General features: G+C 60.4%; 23 protein-coding genes. 8 read left to right on the top strand and 15 right to left on the bottom strand.

Going from position 1 to position 23,865, the window contains the following annotated elements:
* Positions 1–174: 174 nt before the first annotated feature.
* Both ABIE13_RS13895 and ABIE13_RS13900 read right to left on the bottom strand, forming a co-directional pair.
* Positions 175–1,449, bottom strand: a complete 1,275-nt coding sequence (locus ABIE13_RS13895; protein ID WP_354444363.1) for an MgtC/SapB family protein — start codon at positions 1,447–1,449, stop codon at positions 175–177.
* Between the two features lie 205 nt (positions 1,450–1,654).
* Entirely contained in the window at positions 1,655–3,166 is a 1,512-nt protein-coding gene (locus ABIE13_RS13900; RefSeq protein WP_354444365.1) for a DASS family sodium-coupled anion symporter, read from the bottom strand.
* 21 nt (positions 3,167–3,187) lie between these two features.
* On the opposite strand from ABIE13_RS13900, the gene ABIE13_RS13905 reads away from it, so the two are divergent.
* The 3 genes from ABIE13_RS13905 (at position 3,188) to ABIE13_RS13915 (ending at position 6,261) form a co-directional block, all read left to right on the top strand.
* Positions 3,188–3,478: a hypothetical protein gene (locus ABIE13_RS13905; protein ID WP_354444367.1), complete on the top strand. Its 291-nt coding sequence runs from the start codon at positions 3,188–3,190 to the stop codon at positions 3,476–3,478.
* A gap of 83 nt (positions 3,479–3,561) precedes the next feature.
* Positions 3,562–4,689: a serine hydrolase domain-containing protein gene (locus ABIE13_RS13910; RefSeq protein ID WP_354444369.1), complete on the top strand. Its 1,128-nt coding sequence runs from the start codon at positions 3,562–3,564 to the stop codon at positions 4,687–4,689.
* 339 nt (positions 4,690–5,028) lie between these two features.
* Positions 5,029–6,261 (top strand): MFS transporter, encoded by a 1,233-nt coding sequence (locus ABIE13_RS13915; RefSeq protein WP_354444371.1) that lies wholly within the window; start codon positions 5,029–5,031, stop codon positions 6,259–6,261.
* Between the two features lie 90 nt (positions 6,262–6,351).
* Here the strand turns inward: ABIE13_RS13915 and ABIE13_RS13920 are convergent, their stop codons facing one another.
* Positions 6,352–6,915, bottom strand: coding sequence for a GNAT family N-acetyltransferase (locus tag ABIE13_RS13920; RefSeq protein ID WP_354444373.1), 564 nt, complete (start codon positions 6,913–6,915; stop codon positions 6,352–6,354).
* Between the two features lie 139 nt (positions 6,916–7,054).
* Between ABIE13_RS13920 and panD the strand changes: the two genes are divergently transcribed.
* Positions 7,055–7,435, top strand: a complete 381-nt coding sequence (gene panD / locus ABIE13_RS13925) for an aspartate 1-decarboxylase (protein ID WP_354444375.1) — start codon at positions 7,055–7,057, stop codon at positions 7,433–7,435.
* 123 nt (positions 7,436–7,558) lie between these two features.
* Here the strand turns inward: panD and ABIE13_RS13930 are convergent, their stop codons facing one another.
* Genes ABIE13_RS13930 through ABIE13_RS13955 form a run of 6 tightly spaced genes read right to left on the bottom strand, consistent with a single transcriptional unit; the run spans position 7,559 to position 14,034 of the window.
* Positions 7,559–8,779, bottom strand: a complete 1,221-nt coding sequence (locus ABIE13_RS13930; protein ID WP_354444377.1) for a CaiB/BaiF CoA transferase family protein — start codon at positions 8,777–8,779, stop codon at positions 7,559–7,561.
* Entirely contained in the window at positions 8,776–9,573 is a 798-nt protein-coding gene (locus tag ABIE13_RS13935) for an enoyl-CoA hydratase/isomerase family protein (RefSeq protein ID WP_354444379.1), read from the bottom strand. The genes ABIE13_RS13930 and ABIE13_RS13935 overlap by 4 nt, the downstream gene beginning before the upstream one ends.
* Positions 9,570–10,685 (bottom strand): acyl-CoA dehydrogenase family protein, encoded by a 1,116-nt coding sequence (locus ABIE13_RS13940; RefSeq protein WP_354444381.1) that lies wholly within the window; start codon positions 10,683–10,685, stop codon positions 9,570–9,572. Before ABIE13_RS13940 ends, ABIE13_RS13935 begins: the two co-directional genes overlap by 4 nt.
* On the bottom strand, positions 10,682–11,869 hold the full coding sequence (locus tag ABIE13_RS13945) for an acyl-CoA dehydrogenase family protein (protein WP_354444383.1): 1,188 nt from the start codon (positions 11,867–11,869) through the stop codon (positions 10,682–10,684). The genes ABIE13_RS13940 and ABIE13_RS13945 overlap by 4 nt, the downstream gene beginning before the upstream one ends.
* A gap of 24 nt (positions 11,870–11,893) precedes the next feature.
* On the bottom strand, positions 11,894–13,072 hold the full coding sequence (locus ABIE13_RS13950; protein ID WP_354444385.1) for an acyl-CoA dehydrogenase family protein: 1,179 nt from the start codon (positions 13,070–13,072) through the stop codon (positions 11,894–11,896).
* Positions 13,069–14,034: a Bug family tripartite tricarboxylate transporter substrate binding protein gene (locus ABIE13_RS13955; protein ID WP_354444387.1), complete on the bottom strand. Its 966-nt coding sequence runs from the start codon at positions 14,032–14,034 to the stop codon at positions 13,069–13,071. The genes ABIE13_RS13950 and ABIE13_RS13955 overlap by 4 nt, the downstream gene beginning before the upstream one ends.
* Before the next feature lie 172 nt (positions 14,035–14,206).
* Here ABIE13_RS13955 and ABIE13_RS13960 point away from each other — a divergent pair, with 172 nt between their 5' ends.
* Entirely contained in the window at positions 14,207–14,962 is a 756-nt protein-coding gene (locus ABIE13_RS13960; protein WP_354444389.1) for a GntR family transcriptional regulator, read from the top strand.
* Positions 14,963–15,003: 41 nt separating this feature from the next.
* Here ABIE13_RS13960 and ABIE13_RS13965 read toward each other — a convergent pair whose 3' ends face one another.
* The 4 genes from ABIE13_RS13965 to ABIE13_RS13980 are packed head-to-tail and all read right to left on the bottom strand — an operon-like array spanning position 15,004 to position 18,158.
* Entirely contained in the window at positions 15,004–15,693 is a 690-nt protein-coding gene (locus ABIE13_RS13965; protein ID WP_354444391.1) for a GntR family transcriptional regulator, read from the bottom strand.
* A 55-nt stretch (positions 15,694–15,748) separates the two neighbouring features.
* Positions 15,749–16,546, bottom strand: coding sequence for an alpha/beta fold hydrolase (locus tag ABIE13_RS13970; RefSeq protein ID WP_354444393.1), 798 nt, complete (start codon positions 16,544–16,546; stop codon positions 15,749–15,751).
* On the bottom strand, positions 16,536–17,123 hold the full coding sequence (locus ABIE13_RS13975) for an amino acid synthesis family protein (protein WP_354444395.1): 588 nt from the start codon (positions 17,121–17,123) through the stop codon (positions 16,536–16,538). The genes ABIE13_RS13970 and ABIE13_RS13975 overlap by 11 nt, the downstream gene beginning before the upstream one ends.
* A 30-nt stretch (positions 17,124–17,153) precedes the next feature.
* Positions 17,154–18,158 (bottom strand): Bug family tripartite tricarboxylate transporter substrate binding protein, encoded by a 1,005-nt coding sequence (locus tag ABIE13_RS13980; protein WP_354444397.1) that lies wholly within the window; start codon positions 18,156–18,158, stop codon positions 17,154–17,156.
* Positions 18,159–18,445: 287 nt separating this feature from the next.
* On the opposite strand from ABIE13_RS13980, the gene lplT reads away from it, so the two are divergent.
* Together lplT and ABIE13_RS13990 are read left to right on the top strand one after the other, a co-directional pair.
* A complete protein-coding gene (gene lplT, locus ABIE13_RS13985; protein WP_354444399.1) occupies positions 18,446–19,705 on the top strand; it encodes a lysophospholipid transporter LplT in 1,260 nt (419 codons plus the stop codon).
* Positions 19,702–20,745, top strand: coding sequence for a glycosyltransferase family 4 protein (locus ABIE13_RS13990; protein WP_354444400.1), 1,044 nt, complete (start codon positions 19,702–19,704; stop codon positions 20,743–20,745). The genes lplT and ABIE13_RS13990 overlap by 4 nt, the downstream gene beginning before the upstream one ends.
* Here the strand turns inward: ABIE13_RS13990 and ABIE13_RS13995 are convergent.
* Both ABIE13_RS13995 and ABIE13_RS14000 read right to left on the bottom strand, forming a co-directional pair.
* Entirely contained in the window at positions 20,710–21,132 is a 423-nt protein-coding gene (locus ABIE13_RS13995) for an acyl-CoA thioesterase (protein WP_354444402.1), read from the bottom strand. The genes ABIE13_RS13990 and ABIE13_RS13995 overlap by 36 nt on opposite strands.
* A 6-nt stretch (positions 21,133–21,138) precedes the next feature.
* Positions 21,139–21,921 (bottom strand): SDR family oxidoreductase, encoded by a 783-nt coding sequence (locus ABIE13_RS14000; protein WP_354444404.1) that lies wholly within the window; start codon positions 21,919–21,921, stop codon positions 21,139–21,141.
* Positions 21,922–22,078: 157 nt separating this feature from the next.
* Between ABIE13_RS14000 and ABIE13_RS14005 the strand changes: the two genes are divergently transcribed.
* Entirely contained in the window at positions 22,079–23,779 is a 1,701-nt protein-coding gene (locus tag ABIE13_RS14005; RefSeq protein WP_354444406.1) for an electron transfer flavoprotein-ubiquinone oxidoreductase, read from the top strand.
* Positions 23,780–23,865: the final 86 nt, after the last annotated feature.

Genomic DNA, 23,865 nt, shown 5'->3' on the forward strand with positions numbered 1-23,865 from the left:
CTGGAGGTGGTGTGGCAGCAGCTGCTGGCCATCACAGTGATTGGCCTGGTGCTCTTCGCGGCCTCGTTGGGCAGCTTTCGTACGATTGTCGCGCGATCGGCTTGAATCCGACGACGGCAAGGTTCCTGTGTCGCTGCAATGCTATACCCAGCACGATTCAAGAAATGTTGCGTTTCATGCAGCTGACAACCAGCGATTGACGGCATAAGCACAAGCCAGGCTGCCTAGCAGTGCAGCGCCAACCCGCAACCCGTAGCGAGGGCCACCCGTTACCAAAGCCACCATGCACCGGACCATTGTGTTGACGCCAACCGCGATCAGCGCGCCGTGCACGAACTGCGCAGTCGGCAGGCTATTGGCGGCGTGAAGGGACGCAAGAGACGCCACGGGGGCATGGGCATCGACGAGCGCAACCAGCGCGACTGAGACCTGGAGTCCTGCGTCGCCGTAATGTCGCTGTGCGGCTGCGACCAGTAGCGCGACGAGCGCCATCACCAGCGCGATGGTCAGCGCCTCGCGTGGTCGCAGCGCACTGTGCGTGGTGGTCGATGGCTTGATCGGTTTGGTTGGTCCGCGCTCCAATAGCACCAATGAGCCTATGCCCGCCGCCGCGAGAGCTCCGGCCAGTGCCGCGGGCATCAAGGCGATAGCGGCGCGCGGCGACAATGCTGCGCTCACTGCGAGCGCCTGTATCCAGGTAGCCACTGCGGACAGGCAAGCACCTCCGGCGAGCATGGGGGTCTGCTCAGGCAGCTTTCGTGCCTGGCTGCCGAGAGACGCCACTGTCGCGGTGCTGGAAATGAAGCCTGAAAGAAGGCCCGCTGCCAGCACCCCGCCGCGCACACCGAGCCAACGCATCCCGACATGGCCGACAGCCTGTATAAATAAGATCAAAAGCACCATTGCAGCAAGAGGCCGAGGCTCCATGCCACCGAGCCACTCGATCGATCGGGTGGGTATCAACGGTAGCGCGATTAGCGCAAGTGCCGCGAGCAGGATGCCGTCATGAAGTTCCTGCTCGCTCAGTAACTGAGTCGCAAAACGGTGCAACCATTGCCGCGTGACCAACAGCAGGGCCAAGCCCGCGCCGCACGCCGCCCCCAGCGAAGGCGCAGTCACCGTCAGCGTGCCAATCATGTAGGTGGTAAATAGTGCCAGCTCCGTGGTCATCCCCGGATCTGGTGAACTGCTCTTCCAATGAGAAATCGCGGCCAGAACCGCAACCAGCACAGCTCCGATGGGCACCAGAGTTGGCACAGGGAGGACTTGAGCAAGTGCGCCGGCGAAGCAGGCTACTGCGAATGTACGCAGCCCGGCTGCCTCGCGGCGTTCGCGATCGCCTTTTCGGCGTTCCCGGTCGACGCCAATCAATAGCCCGATTCCCAATGCCACTGCCAGCCCGATCAAGACCTCCGGCGTCGCCAATGCGTTGGGTCCTGAATGATCCACAGCGGTGAGAGCTAGCGACCGAGGTCGGCAAGCGCTTGTCTTGGCAACGTCCACCTTGCCAGTGCCGCGCCGCCCAGAGTGAGTAGCTTGAGTAGCGGCCGCAGCCTGCCCCTCAGGACGAGGGCGAATTTGCTCATGGATCTCATCCCGGTGTCTCCTGGGGTTGGTGCGGTTGCGGGTTTCTGGCTTTCCGGCTCCAGGGCCTTCAGGCCGGCTTGGTCATATAGCCCATCCACGGCCAGTAGGTCAGCGCAAAAATCACCAGCAGCACCGCCGCCGCCAGCGTGATCACCAGGCCAGTGCGCACAAAATCGCGCGCGTCGAAGGTGTCCGTGCCGTAGGCGATCATGTTCTGGGGCGCATTGACTGGCAGGATGAAACCGAAGCTCACGACGAACTGCAGCAGCATGGTCATGCCCACCACGTTGATGTCCGGCGTTTGCACGGCCAGCAGCACGCTGATGATGATAGGGACCATGGTCGAGGCCAGCGCCGTGGCGCTCGCAAAGCCGAGGTGGATCACGATGAGGAATAGCGACAGCAGCATCAAGATCGTGAAGGCGCCAGCTTGTTGCAAGCCCAGGTGCTGCACGATCAGACCGGCGAGCCAACCGGCGGCATTGGTCTTGAGCAGCGCGGTTCCCACGCTGATGCCCACCGCGAAAAGCAGGACCGTTCCCCACGGAAAGCCGCGCTGCGATTCCTTCCAATCCATCACCCCCAGACGCGGCAGCAGCATCAGAGCGATGGCGGCGATGGTGGTGGAGGATGTGTCGAAGTCGTGCAGTACCTTTTCCGTGGCCCAGAAGGCCAGCAGCACCACCACGATAACCAGCAGCTTCCACTGCCGACCCGTCATGGGCCCCAGCGATTCGAGTTGTTCCCGTATTGTGGCCCTGCCACCCGCTATTTCCTTCATCTCGGGTTTCATCATCCGGGTCATGATGAAATACACCGCAACGCTCAGCAGGGCCGAAAAGGGCGCTCCAGCCATAAACCATTGTGCCCAGGTGATGCCGACGCCGAACTGCTTTTCAATAAAGCCGATGGCCACCATGTTCTGCGCGGCCGCAGTCTTGATACCGATGTTCCAGACGCTGGCTGTCTGTGCAGCGGTGATGACCAGGAGCCCGGCGAATCGGCTTCGCTTGTCCACCTTGAAGGCGAGGATGAAACCCATCATGATGGGCACCAGGCAGGCCACGCGCGCCGTGGTGCTGGGCACGATGAAGGACAGCAAAAAGCCGGTGACCATGGCGCCGATCACGATGTGGTTAGTGCTAGCGTCCACCTTCGACAGCACTGTCAGGGCAACGCGCCTATCCAGCCCGGTGGCCGACATGGCGGCGGCGATGAAGCAGGCTGCAGCTACCAGCGCCACCGCGCTGTTGGAAAAACCGGACAAGGCCAGGCTGAGTGCCACTGCAGTGCCCATACCGGGCCCGGCTGGCTTGGCCGCGTCGGGCGCGTAAGCAAGCAGGAAAACCATCAATGCGCCTATCACCAACGAGCTCACCGCGTAGTCCAGCGCCTCGGTCATCCAGACTATCACCGCAAAGGCCAGGATGGCCAGCATCAGCTGGCCGGAGCGCGGCAGGCCTTCGAGCGCGGGCATCCATGCAATGGCCAACAATGCCGCGAGTGCGATGACCATGCCGGCTGGCTTGACGATGCCACCTCCGGCACTGTCGGACAGGGGAGCGGGTACTGCGTTCATGCGGTCTCCTTGGGGTTATCCGTGAGTTTCAGCGCGCAGATGGTGGCGGGCGTTTTCTGCGGCATGGCGGTTCTTCAAGCCACTGTAGGCTCGGCGAGGACGGACGGCCTTGATCAAACGCAAGTACCTTGCGCGGACAGCAGCGCACTCGACTACGAGAGCGAAGTGATCGTGCAACGCGGCATGGCCCAAATCTGCAAAGGCCGCGCGGTCGCCGTCGGTCCCTTCGCGCGCGCGGACTTGCAAGTGCAGGGGGAACTTTCGTCACAGGGTCCCAAGTTGGCTATCGGCGTCCCGAATCCAAAAGCCTGAGCTCCACAGCGGTCGTTGATCTAATAGGATGCGTGCTGCGCGATGTTGCGCACAGCTTTAAACTCTGCCGAAGGAGCGCACTCATGCATTTCGATCCATCACGCCGCCATTTTGGTCGCTTAGCAGGCGCTGCAGCGCTGACTCCCTGGCTCGCGGCATGTGGCGGCTCAAGTGACCAGGAAGCCCGCGAAGAGGAATACCTCAAAGCTGTGGAAAGCATGTTCAGGGATTACCACCCCCCGGGTATCCTGGCCGGGGTTCATTTGGCAGGTGAGGCGCCGTGGATGGGTGCCTTCGGCCTGGCTGATGTGGACGCCGGTACACCCCTGGCGCTGAACAGCTCGTTTCCCATCCGCAGCATTACAAAATCATTCACGGTGACGCTTCTGCTTCGGTTGGTTCAAACCGGGCAGTTGGCGCTGGACCACAAGATCGGTCGCTATTTCTCAGGTGTACCCAACGGAGATCTCATTAACCTGGGAGATCTGGCAGGCAACCAGAGTGGCCTGGCGGATTACTCCGTACAGCCGGGTTTTGGGCAGGCGCTGATCGAAAACACGCTGCGCGTCTGGACACCTCAGGAGCTTCTGGCGTTTTCTTTTGCTGTGGAACCCGGGTTTCTTCCCGGAGCGCAGTATGAGTACAGCAATACCAATACGGTGCTTCTCGGTCTTTTGATCGAACAGGTGACGGGACAGCCGCTGCCCGATGTGTTGACGGCACAGATCTTCAGGCCTTTGGGTTTGAGCGGCACGCTGTATCCATACTCAGCCGCGCTCCCCTTACCCACACCGACCTCTTACTCAGTGAACGTGCTCACGGGAGATGTCGATGATCAACCCCTGATCAGCCCGACATCCCTGGCAGGTTCCGGCGCTATGGCCTCGACCTTGGCCGATCTGCTCGTCTGGGGTGAGGCACTGGGAGAAGGCTTGCTTCTCAATTCTTCCACTCAGGCGCTGCGCAAATCCATGTCGCGCGATGTCACCAACGGTCCAGAGTACGACCGGTATGGCCTGGGTATTGGGCAAATCGGCAACTGGTGGGGCCACACCGGCACCGGTGTCGGGTTCCAGGTGGCCACCATGAACCACGCCACGCGGCGGGCGACGATCTCGGTAATGCTCAATTCCACGCCTGACCCCGACAGCGCACGCCAGCACTTCAACATGGCGCAGGAGTTGTTCGAAAGGCTTGCGGCAGTCGTCTGAGTGCCCGCGAGCTTTGTTTTTCAAGGGGGCTACAGATCCCCCCTCGCAAACCTGCTGTCGGTCTAGAAAAATAAGTCAGTCAACGCCGGCGCCATCAAGTGTGCGTTACTGAAAACGGCCAAGAAAAACCTTGGGCTGCAGGTTGCAATGGCGCTCGTGGCTGAATCTATGCAGATTTTGACCGTTTTGCGGGCTGCGAACTGCGCAAGGTTCGGTATTCTCAACATGCCCGGTTTCACTCTGATTCCGGGTTTTTTGCGATTCACCCTTTTTCCGCACTTGTTCTACGCTTGGGTCCCAACGCGTGGCAGGTTGCCGTATTTCTTATCTGGTCTGTCTATGACTGCGAAATCTGCCGCGATCGGCGTGCCGGACTTGTCTTCCGCGCCACCCGCAACTGAAAAATCCAGCGGCTTTCTCCTGCCCATCGTCGGCGGAGCTGCATTTGCCCATCTTCTGAATGATCTGATTCAGGCGATGCTGCCTTCCATCTACCCCTTGTTGAAGGACAATTTCTCGCTGTCTTTCAGCCAGATCGGCATTCTGGCCATGGTCTACCAGGTGACTGCTTCCCTGCTGCAACCGTGGATTGGCTTGTATACCGACAAGCACCCCAAGCCCTTTCTGCTGCCTTCGGGCATGGGGATGACTTTCATCGGCATCATTTTGCTGGCGACTGCGGGAAGCTTTTACATGTTGCTGGTAGCCGCTGCAGTCATCGGTGTGGGCTCGGCGACCTTTCACCCCGAAGCATCCAGAATTGCACGGCTGGCTTCCGGAGGGCGTTTTGGCACTGCCCAGTCGACCTTCCAGGTGGGCGGTAACACTGGCTCCGCCATTGGGCCGCTGCTGGCGGCAGCCATCATCATTCCGTACGGGCAGAAAGCTGCGGCCTGGTTTACCGTGGTGGCGGGCGTGGCTATCGTCGTGCTGTATCACCTCACGATCTGGGTCAAGCACAACGGACAGGCCAAGGCCAAGAGTCTGGCAAGATCGCATAGCGAAGGGCTGGCACGTTCGAAAGTCGTCCAGGCGGTGACGGTCATCTGCATTCTGATGTTTGCGAAATTCGTCTACATCGCTTCGTTCACGAATTACTTCACCTTCTATCTGATCCAGCACTTCAGCCTCAGCGTTCAGCAGAGCCAGTTGTTCCTGTTCATGTTCCTTGCATCCGTTGCAGCGGGCACGTTTGCAGGTGGCCCTGTGGGAGACCGCATTGGGCGCAAAGCCGTGATCTGGATTTCGTTTCTGGGCGTTGCACCGTTTGCCCTGGCGCTGCCCTATGCCAACCTTTTCTGGACCGGGGCACTGTCCATCATCATTGGCCTGATTATGTCTTCGGCATTTGCTGCGCTGGTGGTTTATGCGCAAGAAGCGGTGCCCGGTAGAGTGGGGCTGGTATCGGGCTTGATGTTTGGTCTGATGTTCGGCATAGGCGGCATTGGCGCCGCCGGCCTGGGCGAGCTGGCAGACAAATACGGCATCGTCTGGGTATATGGCGTTACCAGCTTTCTTCCGCTGCTCGGTCTGGCGACGGCATTTCTTCCAAATACCCGCAAGAAGATTTAGTGCGTGTGCAGGAACGGTTTTCGCTGATTCAGCGAGAACCGTCAAGGCTTCGCTAAAGACGTCAGGCACTCTGCCGGAACTCGTTGGAGTTCAAGGGCTGTAGGGCCGCACCATGTAGACAGCATCATCGCCATAGCTCCGTAAGGCGATGGCATTCTCCTCTGTCAACTGCGCGTGCAATTCATAGCCCTTGTTCGCCCAGTAAGCCTGAGAGCCTTGCACGGCCACCAGCGCGGAATGGCGTGGGCACCAGTGCTTGGCCCTTTCCCACAGGGAAGCGAACAAGGCCTGGGCAAAGCCTTGCCCGCTGAAATTCGGGCTGACTGCCATGTCATGCAGATACAAAGTGTCCTGGATATTGCTCTCAGAAAAATGTCCGTGAAGCGGCGTCACTTTTCCGAACGTCGAACGGTAGGCGGCCAGATAGGCTGACACCACCCCGTTGTGTACGGCCACCAGAGAGCACTGCAGCTGGCATCCCAGACGGGCCCGGTAAGTCTCGGCGCTTTCCATGTAATCACGGCCATAGCACGCTTGCTGCACCTGCATGAGGCCATCCAGATCGGCCACCACCATAGGGCGAATTTCTAATAGCTTGGGTTCGATACTCGAGGGTTCTGACTGGGCGTGCTGCATGGTGTGATCGTAGTCCACTGCCGCACTGACGGGTGGGCACCAAGGTTTCTGAGTTACGCTCGCTGCCAGACAACTTTTGACCTGCCGGCGGCTGCAGCCTGGCTCTAAGCCTGACGTTGCAGCGACTGTGCGCTTTTCTGAACCAAGGAGATTTCTCATGTTCCGCACCTTGCTCAAATCCAAGATACACCGCGCTGCGGCCACCCACAGTGAACTGCACTATGAAGGCTCGTGCGCCATTGATGAAAACCTGATGGACGCCGCCGACATTGTGGAGAACGAGCAGATCCACGTTTGGAACGTCAACAATGGCGAGCGCTTTGTCACCTACGCCATCAAAGGGGAGCGCGGGAGCGGCATGATATCGGTGAATGGCTCTGCAGCGCGTCGAGCGGCGGTGGGTGATCTGCTCATCATTGCAGCCTTTGCACAGGTACACGAAGACCGGATTGCGGAACACCAACCCAAGCTTGTGTTCGTGGATTCGGAAAACCGCCAGGTGGCGTTGCGCCAGACTGTGCCGACTCAACTCAGTTGAGACAGGCTCGCGCGGGCTACGCGCAGTCTCTTGATCCGACCTCCGCCGGGGTGCCGCTGCCATTCAGGATAGCGGGGAGGCGGAGGGGCCAGACCTGTGATGAAGACAGACTTGTATTGAGCCTCAAAGTGGGGCTGCGATTCGAGTCTCTAACTCGTTGAGCACCTCTTCGGTATGCTCGCCCAATGCTGCCAGCCGCCCAGGCTGTCGACAGATCCCCTCCATATTGATGGGCAGGCCTGGCAGGCTGATGGGGTCGCGGCCTGCGGCGTGCATATCTACGAACAGGTCTTCGCTCACGCCAGCCTGTCCTGCATGCACTTGTGACATGTCCCGTATCGCGCCGGCGACAATGCCTCCTTCGGCCAGCATGGCGACCAGAGCGTCAGAGTCGAACTGGCTCAGTGCTTGTTTGAGCACTGTCATCAGTTGGGCACGGTGTTGGACGCGTGAGGGGTTGTTGATGAAGCGCGGGTCTTGTGCAAGTTCAGGCTGACCTATGGTTTTACACAGCCGGACAAAGTGATCGTCCATATAGGCCGAGAGCACGACCTTTCCGTCACGCGTTTCGATGACGTCGGCAGCCGGCGCTACCGTGGGCTGGCCGTTGCCGCGGCGAATGGGCATGTGGCCATTCTGGCGGTACTCTGCCCAGGCATTGGCCAGTGCTGCGACCGCGACATCGACCAAGGAAAGATCTACCAGCGTGCCGCGTCCGCTGACGCTGCGCCGCACCAGCGCCGCCAATACCCCGGTGGCGAGAGACTGCGCGGCCAGGATGTCTACGACGGTAAATCCTACGCGCACTGGATCACGGTCGGCGTCGCCATTGAGGCTCATCATGCCGCTTTCCGCCTGGGCCGCAATATCAAACCCGGCGCGGATGCTGGCGGGGCCGGTCTGGCCGAAAGCGCTGACACGGCCATAGATGAGACGTGGCGCCCGCGCGAGCAGTTGATCAGCGCCCAGGCCCAGTTTTTCCAGCGCGCCAGGCCGCGAGTTGGCCAACACCACATCGGCACTGCAGGCCAGCCGCTGAGCCAGCGTTTGCCCCTCTGGGGTGCGAAGATCCAGCATGACCGAGCGCTTGTTGCGGTTGTAGGCGCTGAACATCGGGCCACAGTCGTCATGTGCCCAACCCAGGCGGCGCGAAGCATCGCCGCCTGGGGGCTCAACTTTGATGACGTCCGCACCCAGGTCGGCCAAGGTCTGGGCCGCCGCAGGGGCGGCGATGTATTGACCAAAATCCAGGACGCGAAACCCATGTAGCGGGGCAGGAACGCTACCCGATGGGCCCTGATGCGTTTTCACCGTGCTCGTGCTGATATGAGTGGGTTGATTCATGTTCCGCCCCCGAAACGGGGTTTCCTTTTCTCAAAGAAGGCCGCGGCGCCTTCCTTGAAGTCATCGCTTCCGAACAGGGGTGGCGCGTTGTCGATCTGAAAACCCAGCGCCTGCTCCAGCGTCATGGGGGATTGCCTCAGGCCTGTCTTGATGCGTCCGAATGCGCGCGCCGGGCCCTCAGCAATGCGGCCCGCAATTCTTCTCGCCATGACAAGGGCGCTGCCTTCTGCGTCGTATTCATCCGCCAGGCCAAGCGACACGGCTTCGCTGCCTTTGACCTCGTCTGCCCACAACATCAGGCGGCGTGCTTGCGACACGCCAACGCGGGCGGGAAGCGACCAGAAAAGGGCCGCATCTGGCATGGCCCCGACCCGCGTGAAGGCACAGCAGAACACGGCACTCTGGCCGGCCACGACGATGTCGCACGCCGCAGCCAGTCCCAAGCCTGCTCCATAGGCTGGGCCGTCCACCGCCGCGACGATCAGTTTGTCAGACAGTGCGATGCGTCGATACAGCCAGGTGTTTCTCGTCATGCGCCTGCGCACTTCTTCTTCGCTGCCTGCAGCCAGTTGTCGCAAGTCACCTCCGGAGCAGAATGCACCGCCGACGCCAGTGATGATGGCAGCACGCAAACTCGCGTTCTGCCCCAACTCCTCCAGCCCCGCCATCAGGCCTTCGTAGATGCCCGGGGTTTGAAGAGAGTTGCGGTTCTGCGGTGAATTCAGGGTCAGCTGGATGATGCCATCGCCACGCTCGATGAGGACCGGCTCTTGAGGCTGATTGGAGGAGGTCATGCCATGGCTCCCAAGGAAATATTTGCCAGGCGATCGGAGTGATCTGTGCTGGTGCCGTAGAGATCGGCCGCGAGAGCCAGACGCCGCACATAGGCGCCCAGTGCGTATTCGTCGGTCATGCCGATGGCCCCATGCAGCTGAATGGCTTCTTCCCAGGTATGGCGGGCCACATGCCCTGTACGGAGGGCCAGCGCAGCGACGCGCCGGCTTTGCGGCGCCTGAGCAGCTTCGAGGCACAAGGCACGTGTCTCCTGGAGTTCGACATACAGATCAACCAGCCGATGTTGCACGATCTGGTTCTGTCCCAAGGCGCGGCCAAACTGGCGCCTGGTGCGTACGTAGTCCAGTGTGATGTCGAAGGCTGCTTGCGCCGTGCCCAGCGTTTCTGCGCAATGCGCCACCAAGCCTCTGTCCAGCACCTGGCTCAAAAGCTGAAGCAAATCTTCAGTGGAAGCCTCCTGAAGCAAGCTTGCTTTGACATTGTTCATGAGTACGCTGGCGGCATGTCTTCCGTCGTACAGGCGCTCATTCTTCAAAGTCATATCCGTGGCCGTGGTCTCAACCAGGAACAGGCCTGTCCGGGTGGTGTCGTGGGCAAGCTGCGCTGTGACCAGCAGCGCGTCGGCACCACCTGCACCTGGCATCAAGCCTTTGGCGCCCGATACTCGCCAGAACTCGCCCTCGCGCTTGGCCTTTGCGGACGGATGCATCAGCAGGGCAGCGCCATCGGGTTCCCAGGCCGACCAGGCCACACGGCGTTCGCCTGAAGCAAGCTCAGGTAACCACGATGCACGCAACGCCCCATGGGCGACGGCATCCATCAAGCTGTTGCCCAGCACCGCGTTAGAGACAAAGGGCTCTGTGAGCAAGGCGCGCCCCAACTGCTCTGCCAGCAGGCACTGCTCAGGCAGGCCAGCGCCCATGCCGCCATCTGCCTCTGGCATGGCGATGCCCAACCAGCCTAATTCGGCCAGTTCACCCCAGCGCTCTGGCGGGCACCCGGTCGCGTGCTCGGACGTCATGGACCGAAGTTCCGGCGTGCAAGCGCGTTCCGTCCAGCGGCGCGCGCTGTCGACCAGCATCATGCGAATCTCAGTATCGGTTTCAGTCATAGCGCGAGCACCTGCTTGGCAATGATGTTGTGCTGAATCTCGCTGGTGCCGCCAGCGATGGTGTACCCGCGGGCCAGGAACCTGCGGGAAGATGCCGTGCCCGCGAAGGCGTCTTGCGGGCTGGCGTTGGCCTGGCCTGCCAGCCATTCTTGAGACAGAGGCATGGCCTCCGGGCCTAGCGCGTCAACGATCAACTCCTCCCAGAGTTGAATGAGTCGGCTTCCACGCATCTTGAGCATGGAAACCTCTGCGCCCAGGCGTTCCCCTGCAGCCTGGCGTGCTACGAAGCGCCCTGCATTGGCTTCCAGTGCGATCAGCCGTGACTCCAGGTCTGCGAAACGCTCTCGGAACCAGGGCGTGTTCGCCACCAGGTCACCGCCTCGTGTGCGCGAGAGGGCAATTTCCTTGACGCGGGCCATGCGGCGCTTGTTCTCTCCAATGCGAGCGAGTTTGAGGCGTTCGAATTCCAGCAGCGATTTGGCGACCGTCCAGCCCTTGTTCTCTTCACCGATGCGTTGAGCTACAGGAACGCGCACATCGTTGAAAAACACTTCGCAGAACACCGGCCATCCATGGATGCCCACGATGGGCCTCACGGTGATTCCGGGTGTATTCATCTCTATCAGCAGGAAACTGATGCCCTCTTGCGGCTTGTCTCCACGATCGGTGCGAACCAGCACGAAGATCCAGTCCGCGTACTGGGCATAGGAAGTCCAGATCTTGGAGCCGTTGACCACGTACTCGCTTCCGTTGCTTTCCGCGCGGGTGATCAGCCCCGCCAGGTCCGAGCCGGCATTCGGTTCAGAGTAGCCTTGGCACCACCACTGCTGTCCGCTGGCGATGGCTGGGAGAAACCGCTGCTGTTGCTCGGGATTTCCGAAACGCATCAGCACGGGGCCGATCATGTCGAAAGTGATGGCATTGAGTTCCGGCGCTCCCCCCAGGGCCATTTCTTCGTCGAAGACCATCTGCTGGGCAACCGTCCAACCTCGTCCCCCCCATTTATCTGGCCAGTGCGGTACAAGAACGCCCGCCGTGGCAAGGCGTTCATGCCAATCATGCAATTGGACTCTTGTCGGCATCTGACCCTGGCGGACAGTCTGGCGAAGATCGTCAGGTAACTGTTTCGCGACGAACTGCCGCACTTCGCGCCGAAACTCTTCAAGGTCTGTCGTGATGAACATGCGTGTCTTCATCTTGTGGCGCCATCAAGGCGTCAGGCCGTGGTGCAGAGCCCGCCGGGCGATGGCTGCACGATGGACTTCGGAGGCACCGTCATAGATTCGAAATGGCCGCAGCATGCGCAAGATCATGGACAGGGGAATGTCCTCTGAGATACCCAGTGCACCGCAGATCTGTACGGCTGAATCTGCCACCTGGTAGACCGCTTCCGAAACAAAGACCTTGGCCATCGAGGAGTGGTGCCTGATGGAGTCACCCTCATCCAGCCTTCGTGCCACATCCAATACCACTTGCCTGGAGGCGTAGAGCTGAATGTGCGCATCGGCCACCATGGCCTGGACCATCTGGTGCTCTGCCAATTTGACGCCTTGTGATTCGCGCCGCAGGGCGTAGTCTTGTGCGATGCTCATGGCACGGGAAGCCAGACCGATGTAGCGCATGCAATGGAAGAGGCGTGCGCCTTCCAGACGCAACTGGGAGTGCGCCATCCCTTGGCCTTCTTCGCCAATGAGCGCGTCCGCTGAAACCTTGCATCCTTGGAGCAATATCTCGGCGTGCCCTCCGATGTCAAAGGGCTCCATGGTGGGTATATCTCGGACGATCTGAAAGCCAGGTGTGTCCATGTCCACCAGAAACCATGAAGGCCCGGACTCTGTACGTGCCACGACTATGGCGAAATCAGCCTTCATGGCGCCCGAGATGAACCACTTGTGGCCGTCGATCTGCCAACCGTCAGCGGTTCGACGCGCTGTGGCGGACAGCATGCGCGGGTCGGACCCCACGCCGGGGGAAGGCTCGGTCATGGCAAAGCAGGACGCTCGCTCTCCTCGAAGCAAGGGCAGCAGATAACGCTCTCTTTGAGCGGGGGTGGCCAGGCGCTCAAGCGCGAAGACGTCAGGCTGGGTGGGTGGCGCGCAACCGAGCGCCAAAGGTCCGAGAAAGCTGCGGCCTGCTTGTTCCAGATAGGCGCAGCACTCGGTCCAGGACAACTCCAGCCCGCCGTCTTCACGGCGGGCGCGTGGACCAGACAGGCCGCGCGCGGTCGCCAGATCATTCAAGGCCTGCGAAGTGCGGCGCACTTCGGCACCATCATGTGCAGTGCTCAGACTCTCGCGTGGAATGACTTCGGTGTCTATGAAGTCCCTGAGGTTCTCTATGAGCGCGCTGTATTCCTCGGGGGAGCGGGTGCTGGCCAGATGCTTCATTTTGAGATCACCTTGACGGCCTTGGCCCATTGCTGGGCGTCCTTGGCAACGAAGGCTGAAAAGTCCTGTGTTCCCAGAAAAGCCTCTTCGCCGCCGGCCGCTACCAGCCTCTGTTTGACATCTGTGCTGGCACTGGCTTGTCGCATGGCCGCTTCCAAGGTGCGAATGATTTCGGGTGGCGTGCCGGCAGGCGCGTGCAGGCCATACCAGGAAAGCACGGCCGCGCCGGGATAGCCCGCTTCCGCAATGGTCGGCACATCCGGCAGTTGCGCGGAGCGCACGTTGCTCATGTTCGCCAGGGCACGCAACTTGCCGCCCTGAACCTGTGGGTAGGCCACTGACGACGGCAGCACGGCCATCGGAATCAATGCGTTGATCAGGTCCGGAATCACCGGAGGCGCACCCTTGTACATCACGGGTTCCAGCCGCAGACCCGCTTCCGCACTGAACAATTCGTTGGCAATGTGTTGGGGCGTTCCGTTTCCGCCGTTGGCGTATTGCAATGGCTTCGGTGATTTCTTGGCCATATCAACGAATTCCTTGACCGTGCGGGCGGGCGAGGTAGCCGGCACCACGAAATAGCTGGGCGACAGGGAGAAGCGACCCACTGGCGTGAATTGCTTGGCCGACCAGCGGAGGTTGGTCTCCAGCAAGGGCGCTGCATTCAGAAAACTCGCCGACACGATCAGTGTGTAGCCATCCGGGGCTGCCTGGGAAACCGATTCAGCGGCGATGCTTCCGCTGGCGCCGGGTTTGGCTTCCACCACGATGGGTGTCTTCAACACTTCAGACATGGTTTGGGTGAGCGCGCGCGTCTGTACATCCACCACACCACCTGCTGCATAGGGCACCACGATCTTGATGGGTTTTGCCGGGTACGCATCTGCGGCAAGCGCAGATGCACCAAGGATGCTCATCGCGCTGAGGGCAGCCAGGAGCTGAAATGGGTACCGACGGTTCATCGAATGTCTCCTTTATGGGTTGAAGGCACTCGCCGGATTTCCGTTTTTCCGGATGCCTCAACCTGTCATGATAGGTTCTTCTTGTTGGTGTGGCAATACCTGATATGACAGGTTGGGGTTTAGGGTTTACACTGGCTGTACGCCTATTCGACACAGCCCACTTTGGACGAACATGACGAGTTCAAGCCCCCCGCTCACAGCCACCGCAGACGCGACTGACGCCGTGCCTTTGTTCGCGCAGATCAAGGGACGATTGCGCGACGACATCCTTGAAAAGCGATTGCCGGCTGGGCAGAAGTTGCCTTCGGAAGCGCAATTGCAACTGGCCTTTGGGGTCAGTCGCATCACCGTGAGGCAGGCTTTGAATGAGTTGCAGGCGGAGGGCCTGATCGAAACGCTGAACGGTAAAGGCAGCTTTGTCACGCGCCCGGCTCAAGCTTCACGTCTTGGGATGCTCGCGGGGTTCAACGAAATGCTTCGCGTCCACGGTCGGGTGGCCAGCGGACGAACCTTCAGTGTGCGCACGGGCCCTGCGCCGCCTCGTGTGGCGCGCGCGCTGAAACTGGCGCCTGGCACGCCCGTCACCATTGTGCGCACAGTGAGGATGGCGGACGGCGTTCCTGCCGCCTTCTTTCAGGCGTACTACGAACCCACTCTGGGGCGTGAAATTCTGGCTTCGCGCCTTGCCGACGAAGACGCGATGAATCTGCTCGAAGAGGAGCTTGGGTTTCGGCTCGACCGTACTCAGATTGCGGCATCGGCTGTGAAGGCCGGGCGGATGAGAGGAATTCTGCTGAATGTACCCGCGGACACGCCGCTGCTTTACATGCGCTTTGTGCCCCACGACCTCACGGGGCTGGCGCTGCTCTACGCCGACATGTACAGCTTACCGGAGCAATTCAGTTACCGGGCGGTGGTGAGGCGGTAGGTATTCAGAGTATTCACCCCTCCCTTGGGTAACCGACCTGTTCAGTGCAGTCCGCTGTCCCGCAGGCGATCTGCTGCAATTTGAGCGACGCGCTTGACGTGCTCCTGTGACGCCTGCTGAGCCGCATTCGCATCGCCTTTTTGCAGGGCTTTCACAATGTTGCTCATCTCGGTCGCCGCTTCCTGAGCCCGGCCCGGCGAACTGATGGTCATGACTCGCAGGCGGTTGATGCGTGCATTGAGCGATTGCACCACTTCCCACGCCATCTCTAGACCCGCTTCCTTGAAGAGCGCTTCATAGAACGCCGTGGTTCGCACCAGTACCTCGTGGAAGTCGTCCTGGCCAAATGCTTCCTGAGTCGCCGCGTTCAAGGCCACCAGACGTTGCAAGGCTGCGGGATCGGCTTTTTCTGCACAGGTGCGTGCAGCATGCCCCTCAAGAAGGGCGCGGATTTCATAAATCTGAGCTGCTTGGTCCGGCGTAATGGTCGCGACCACCGGGCCTTGATGGTTGATGGACTCCACCAGGCCCTCGGTTTCAAGATGGCGAAGGACCTCTCGCACTATGGAGCGGCTCACGTCCAACTGCTCGCAAAGATGGCGTTCAACCAGCCGTTCTCCAGGCTTGAAGTGCCCGTTCCAGATGGCATCGCGCATCTTTTCGAGCGAAAGCTCACGCAGCGTCTTGGCGCTTCGGTCGACTTTCAGCGAAGCTGGTCGGGGCGTCGTCATGGAACTCCTCAGTACATTTCTCTGAGGTGCAAGTATTTCACGACTGAGGGCTTCCTTAGGCCGCAAGCCAGTTCCGCAAGCTTCGGTTCACTGCATCGGGTGCCACGACGTTCATCATGTGGCGCTCCCCAGGGATGACTTCGACGACGGCGTGGGGGACTTCCGCCCCCATCGCCTGAGACATCTGCGCCGAAGAGTTGGCGTCATGCTCTCCCGTAAGGAACAGGGTGGGCATGGACAACTGATGCAAGCGCCCGACATGCGCTTCGTCCGAGGACGAAAAAAGTTTGTACGTGCGCGCGTAGCCCTGCGGGTTGACGCCGCGAAGATACCCCGCCACGGCGGTCGCCATGGGTTGCAGCGCCGCAGGCACAGGTTCGCCAAACCAGCGGGCTATCGTGGAGTCGATCGTAGCTTGCACACCTGATTGGTCCAGGGCGTCTGCCCGAGATTGAACGGCGGTGCGCTGCTCGGGCGTGCGCCGAAACACTGCATTGAGTGCGGCCAGGCGCCGTGTTCTGGCCGGGTTGCGTAAGGCAAATTCAATGGCCACCAACGCGCCCATCGAGTGACCGGCCACATTGACGGCGGCAAGGCCCAGGTGATCAAGCAGGCGTTCGAGCTGCGCCGCATAGTCTTGCAGTGCGGCGTTTTCTGGCGGCAGGGGGCTGCCGCCGTGCCCCAGCATGTCGTACGCGATGACCTGGTACGAGCGCGCCAGATCTTCGATCTGCGGCAACCACGCGCCATGCTGCATGCCCACGCCGTGGATCAACACCAAGGGCTCGCCTTCACCTTGAAGGGTGTAGGCCGTGCCGTCCGGGGCATGCAAGATGGGGTTGTCACGCATCATTGCTGCCAAGTTCCTTGAGATCCTGATAGCGATCGCCGATGCGGTGGTGGGGACGTCCGCCAATGGAGGCGCCCAGGGCCACGACGATTTCATCTGGAGCAGGCGCATCGTTGATGGCAAACTGCAATGTCAGGTAATGCGAGCGCATGCCTTCATCGTTCTTGTGCATCATGGGGATGGCAATGGAGCAATTCGGGCCGCCGCGCACATTGGTAAAGCTCAGATAGCTTTTGGCGCCGACCGCTTTGCGGTAGAAGTTGCCAAAGTGCAGGGTATGGATGAGGGCAGATGCGTGCTCGACTTCTCCTGAAGTACCGACGACGGCAGCTTTGCCATAACCCTCGATGACCTCTCCCGAGCCCGCCTGGCGCAGGATGGTCGAGGTCAGAAGATCTCCCAGAATGGGTGCAATAGCGCGTATTTCAGGTTGGAGGTCTTCGACAAAGCCTCGGCCTGCCCAGGGGTTGGCAAGTACTGCGGCTGCGCCGAACATCATCAGGGGGCGAGCTGCTTGCTTGCCGCCTTCAATGCGGGCTTCTTCAGAGTAGGTGACGATCTTGCGAATGTGAGCAGTCATATGTATCCTTGGTGGTGCGCGCCGCGCTACTTACTCGGCGGTAATGTTGGCGGCCTTGACGACAGCGCGGTATTTCTCTGTTTCGCCCGCCATGAATTTGCGAAGAACTTCAGCTGACTCCCCGGAGGCGCTGACGCCTTGTTCCGCGAGCTTGGCGCGAACTGCGGGGTCGGCCAGCACCTGTTGCGCTGCGGTCTGGATCTTGCGAACCACTTCTGCAGGAGTTTTGGCTGGAACAAAAAGACCGAACCACACGCCCAGATCGAACCCTGAGAGGCCGGGCTGCGCACCCATGGCAGGAATGTTTGGCGCGAGTTCAGATGTCTTGGCCCCGGTGATGGCCAGCGCTTTTACCCGGCCACTCTTGATATAGGTCTGTGCGGCGCTGAGCGTGGATACCGCCAGATCGATCTGGCCTCCGAGCAGATCGACCAGCGCGGGTGCCGCGCCGCGGTAGGGCACATGGGTCATGGCGATGTTGGCGCGCATTTTCAGCAGTTCGCCGGCCACGTGCATAGGGGTGCCATTGCCCGCAGAGCCATAGCTGAGTGCGCCCGGATTGGCGCGCGCCAATTGAAGCAACTCGGGCACGTTGTTGGCCGCCAGGCCTGGTTTGCCCAGGAGCACCATGGGCCCGGTGCCTACGAACGCCACAGGTGCGAGATCGCGCGATGAATCGTAGGGAAGATTGGGGTTGATGATCTTGTTGATCAGGATTTCCGAGCCAGATCCCAAGAGCACCGTGTACCCATCAGACGGTGCGCGCACTGCTTTCTGAGTACCAAGCACGCCGCCCGCGCCACCGACGTTCTCAATGACCACAGGCTGCCCCAGTTTTTCAGACAAGGGCTGGCCAATGGTGCGTCCAATGATGTCGGAGCTTCCCCCTGGAGCGAAAGGTACGACCAGGGTGATGGGCTTCTCTGGGTAGGCAGCGAAAGCTGATGTGCTGGCACAGGCCAGGGCCACGGCAATCAAGCGAATTCGTCCTGCCACGCGAGAAGTCAAACCAACGGTGCGTTTTGATGAAGTCATGGAAAGTCTCCGTTTTGTATGTCGGTATTATGGTATACCAAAAAAGAAAGCGCAACTATTCATCGAGCACTTCGCTGGAACAGGGCGGTTCTGGCACATTCTGGCGACCGCTTACACGTCGAAGTGTCTTGGTGCCGTCATCGCACTTTCACAGTGGCTCGTTCCAATGGCCGGATGTGCCCCACCAGTTCAGTGAATCCACCCATCAGGCTGCGTATCAGGACTTTGCGGGCTGCCGTCAATCCTGGGCCAGCCTTCCTGTACGCCTGGACCTTTAGTTCTGTGTGATGAAGCGTGGTGTCGCCTCTCTCGTGGCGGCGCAGTTCGTGTCGGGGTTGGCCGACAACGCTTTGTTGATTGTGGCGATGGCGTGGCTGCGAGAGTCTGGCCAGAACATATGGCTTGCACCACTGCTCAAAGCGATGTTCACCTTGGCCTATGTTGCCTTGGCACCCCTCGTGGGGGCTATGGCTGATCGCTGGCCGAAGGCGAAGCTGATGTTCCTGGCCAATGCCGTCAAGGCGGTGGGATGCCTGCTCATCGCACTGGGAATTGACCCTCTTGCAGCCTTTGCTGTCGCAGGGGTGGGCGCAGCGATCTACTCTCCAGCCAAGTATGGTCTGATGACAGAGCTGGTGCCTTCAGACCGCCTGGTGCAGGCCAACGGTTGGCTGGAAGTGACTACGGTAGGGGCTATCGTTCTGGGCACGATGCTCGGCGGGGCCTTGGTCGGCCCCATGATGTCCTGGCCCCCAGCGCAGGCTTTCGGGGCTATTCTGCCCATGGATTCCTCGTTGTCGGTGGCACTCATGACAGTGCTTGCCTTCTACGGTGTAGCGGCGGCGCTGAACCTGCTGATTCCAGCCAGCGGCGCGTGCGTCCATACCCTGCGCCTCTCTCCTGCTGCTTTGATGGCGCGCTTTGCCCATGCTCAGTGTGTGCTGTGGCGCGACCCTTTGGCCAGCATGTCGCTTGGGGTGACCACCTTGTTCTGGGGGGCAGGCGCCACGCTGCAGTTCTTGGTACTTGCGTGGGCGCAGCAAAGCTTGGGACTTTCGCTCTCCGGGGCAGCCTATCTTCAGGGCCTGGTCGCGGTCGGTATAGGGGCCGGGGCCCTGGTTGCAGGCCGCTATGTCACGCTGAAACAAGCGCCTCGGGTGTTGGCGCTCGGGGTGGTGATTGGCCTTGTTGTTCCGCTCATGACCTGGGTGGAAAGCGTGGTTGTGGCGGCTCCCCTCATGGTTGTGGCGGGGGCGCTGACAGGGTTTTTCGTGGTGCCCATGAACGCGCTCCTGCAGCACAGAGGCCAGGTGCTCCTGGGGGCAGGCGAATCCATCGCAGTCCAGAACTTCAGTGAAAACCTTTGTGTGCTCGCGATGCTGGCGGCCTATGCCGGCTTGCAGGCAGTCGATTGGCCATTGCATCAGTTGGCCATGGTGCTCGGCATGTCTGTTGTCAGCGGAGTGGGTGTGCTGATGTGGCGCCTTGGCAAGTCCGACAGTCTGCTTGCATATCCCGTTCTACCTTTGAAAGAAGAGCAACCATGAAGATCATGATCGTCACAGATGCCTGGGAGCCTCAGGTCAATGGCGTGGTACGAACCTTGAAAATGACCACACGGGAATTGCGGGCCATGGGGCATTCGACGCACATGCTCTCACCGCTGGACTTCAAGTCCGTGCCGTGCCCTACGTACCCAGAGATTTCTCTGGCGCTGGCCACACGCGCGGCAACGGCTCGCCGAATTGACGCGGTGGCGCCAGATTGTCTGCACATCGCCACTGAAGGGCCCTTGGGCTGGGCTGCCAGGAGCGTGGCCATGCGCAGAGGCTGGCCTTTCACGACTGCCTACCACAGCCGCTTTCCCGAATATGTGCATGCGCGGGTGCGGGTGCCGGTGGACTGGAGCTATGCGCTATTGCGCAAATTTCACAACGCGGGACGGGGCACGCTGGCGCCTACGCCAGCGATTGTGGATGACCTGAAGGCACGGGGTTTCACCAAAGCCCGCTTATGGTCTCGGGGGGTGAACCTGGATGCGTTTTCGCCAGATGGTCCTCGCTTGGAGCGTGGTCCTGGGCCCGTATTTCTGTACGTTGGGCGGCTGGCGGTAGAGAAGCAGGTCCATAAATTTCTGGACCTTGATCTGCCTGGTGAAAAATGGGTGGCGGGAACCGGGCCTGAAGAGGCGAAGCTGAAAGCCAGATACCCCGGTGCGCGTTGGTTTGGCGTCATGAGCGGAGACGATCTGGCCGCGGTCTACCGCACGGCAGATGTGATGGTCTTTCCCAGCGTGACCGATACCTTTGGCCTGGTCATGGCGGAATCCATGGCCTGCGGCACCCCGGTCGCGGCCTATCCGGTGCCGGGACCCATCGATGTAGTGGGGCACAACTCGCCAGGCGGGGCCATCAACATGGATCTCCGCGCCGCCTGCCTGGCTGCACTTCACAAGAGCCGTGACGGCGTTCGCCGCCACGCGGAGCAATTCAACTGGCCAGCGGCCAGCCGACAGTTCGAACAGGCGCTGGTGCCCATTCGTCCTGGCCAGTCAATTCCCGATAAGTATGCGCAAGCCTTCGGGTAGGTCAACTGCTTTCTGCGCTGCGAAATTGACCCATATCGTGGTGGCTCCGCCGGCTGCGCGGATCACACCGGGCTCCGCCACACTTTCCATCGTGACCCAGCTCTCGAACGTGGTCCGGCGGGCATCGCTCACGTACATTTTCAAGAGTACTTCGTCGGGATATTCGAACTGCCGGTAGAAGTTGCAGAACGCATTGGCGATCACGGGGCCTTCTGCCGAAGTGGCTGGAACGCACCCTAGCGTTTGAAACCAGTCAATGCGGGCCGTTTCCATGTACCGGAAATAAGCCGCGTTGTTCAGGTGTCGCATGGCGTCCATATCGCCCCAGCGTACGGGGATACGGCATTCGAAGACCAGCTTTTTCTGATCGGGAATCTCGATTCTCATGGCGGGTCAGACCGCAAATCCGTCATCCGCCGCGATCACCGCTCCGTTGACGAAATGGCTGGCATCGGAGGCGAGCATCATCAACACCGCATCAAGATCCTTGGGCTCGCCCACTCGCTTGCGTGGCAACATGCTGATGAGTTTCTGGCCCTGTTCGGTTTTCCAGTGCTCGTGATTGATTTCGGTGTCGATGTAACCCGGGCAGATGGCATTCACATTGATGCCGAAGCGGCCCCATTCCATTGCCATGGCCTTGGTCATCTGAATGACGGCGGCTTTGCTCATGCAGTACACGCCGATCTGGGGGAGCACCTTCAAGCCCGCCATGCTGGCGATGTTGATGATGCGCCCGCCCGTGAAGCTACCCGGAGCGGCGCCCTTGGCCCGCGCAATCATGCGTTTCCCGACCTCTTGCGCTACGAAGAACGCTCCACGCACGTTGGTGTCAAAGATGAAATTGAAGTCTTCTTCAGTGACATCCTGGAGCCGCTGAGTGGTGCTCACGCCTGAGTTGTTGATGAGGATGTCGATCGATCCCATCTCCGTCTCGGCGTGTGCCACGGCTGATTTGATGGAATCCAGGTCGTTGACGTCGCATTCGATGACATGTGCGTCGCCCCCTTCGCCTTCAATGCGGGCACGCAGATCCTTGAGCTTTTCAAGGCGGCGGCTGGCCAGCACCACACCGGCGCCCGCGCGCGCCAGAGTGCGCGCGAAATGGGCCCCCAAGCCACTGGAGGCGCCGGTGACGAGTGCCACGCGACCGGACAAATCGATGCTGTAAGCCATGGAAATTCCTTCTTTTTTTAGGTGAAACGGAGCCGTGTGTTCAAGATGAACAGGTTCTTATGCTCACGATGCATAAAATCGGATGCAAATCCCGCCAATGGGCGGCAGAGCGAGTATCCCGGATACCGCCATTATTTCAAACCCACAAGAGACAGCCATGACACCCGAGCAAATCATCGAACAGTACGGCCCGCGTGAGGCCATGGAATACGACGTGGTCATTGTCGGCGGAGGCCCCGCGGGGCTTTCGGCGGCCATACGCCTGAAACAGATGGCTGCAGACAAGGGCCAGGATATCTCTGTCGTGGTGCTGGAAAAAGGCTCCGAGCCCGGCGCGCACATCCTTTCAGGCGCCGTGATGGACCCCAAGGCGCTGACAGAGCTGATCCCTGACTGGAAAGCCAAAGGCGCGCCGTTGAACCAGCCCGTCACTGACGACGCCTATGTTTTCCTGAATGAAACCGATGGCACACGGGTTCCCAACGCCGTGCTACCGCCGTTTGCCAACAACCACGGCAACTACATCGTCAGCCTTGGCAATGTGGTGCGCTGGTTGGCCACTCAGGCCGAGGAGCTGGGGGTGGAAATATTTCCGGGCTTTCCGGCTGCCGAGATCCTCTACAACGAAAACGGCAGCGTCAAAGGGGTGGCCACAGGCAACATGGGTATCGGCAAAGACGGCGAACCCACGGAAAACTTCCAGCTTGGCATGGAACTGCACGCCAAATACACCTTGTTTGCAGAGGGCTCGCGTGGCCACCTGGGCCGCCAACTGATTGAGCGTTACAAGCTCGATGCCAACAGTGATCCGCAAAGTTACGCCATCGGCATCAAGGAAATGTGGGAGATCGACCCGAGCAAGCACACGCCCGGGTTCGTTATGCACACCGCCGGCTGGCCGATGGATGAGCTGACCTATGGCGGCGCATTTTTGTATCACGCGGAGGGCAACAAGGTTTTCTGCGGTTACGTAGTCGGCCTGAACTATGACAACCCCCACCTGAGCCCCTTCGAGGAGTTCCAACGCTGGAAGACGCATCCCCGCGTCAAGTGGTATTTCACCGACGACCAAGGCAATGTGAATGCCAAGCGCATCTCCTACGGTGCACGGGCCATTACGGCAGGCGGTATCCTGGCTCTACCCAAAACGGTGTTTCCGGGTGGTGCGCTGGTAGGCTGCGACGCCGGCTACCTCAACGTGGGTCGCATCAAAGGCAGCCATGCAGCCATCAAGACTGGCATGCTGGCTGCCGAGGCCGCTTACGACGCCGTGGTGGCAGGACGCCAGCACGACGAGCTGGCGGCGTATCCAGAGGCTTTCGAGCAAAGCTGGTTGGCCGCTGAGCTCAACAAGGACCGCAACTTCAAGAACTGGTTCAAGAAGGGCCTGACGGTGGCCACCGTGATGAACGGCTTTGAGCAGTTCGTGCTGCGCGGCCATATACCCTGGACGCTGCACCGCCAAAAACCAGATCACGTGCAACTCAAGCCGGCGGCCAAGTGCAAGCCCATCGCTTACCCCAGGCCTGATGGCAAGCTGACCTTTGACCGTCTCTCCAGCGTGTTCATCAGCAACACCAACCACGAAGAGAATCAACCGGCCCACCTGACGCTCAAGGACCCCACGGTGCCTGTGCGCATCAACCTGGCCGAATACGCTGGCCCTGAGAGCAGGTATTGCCCGGCAGGGGTCTATGAATTCGTGCCGGACGAAGCCCAGGGCGCAGGTGCTCAGCGTTTGCAAATCAATGCGCAGAACTGTGTGCATTGCAAGACCTGTGACATCAAGGATCCCACGCAGAACATCGTGTGGGTCACTCCCGAGGGCGGCGGCGGCCCGAACTATTCGGGCATGTAGAATTAGCTGTGTCAGGAGAGAGTGCCGGGGAGTTTGGGCGGTTCATGCTGCTTTTATGCCCCGGTGCCGCCGAAGGCCGAACGCTC

It is taken from the genome of Ottowia thiooxydans (genome assembly GCF_040548795.1).
Classification (GTDB): Bacteria; Pseudomonadota; Gammaproteobacteria; order Burkholderiales; family Burkholderiaceae_C; genus Ottowia; species Ottowia thiooxydans_A.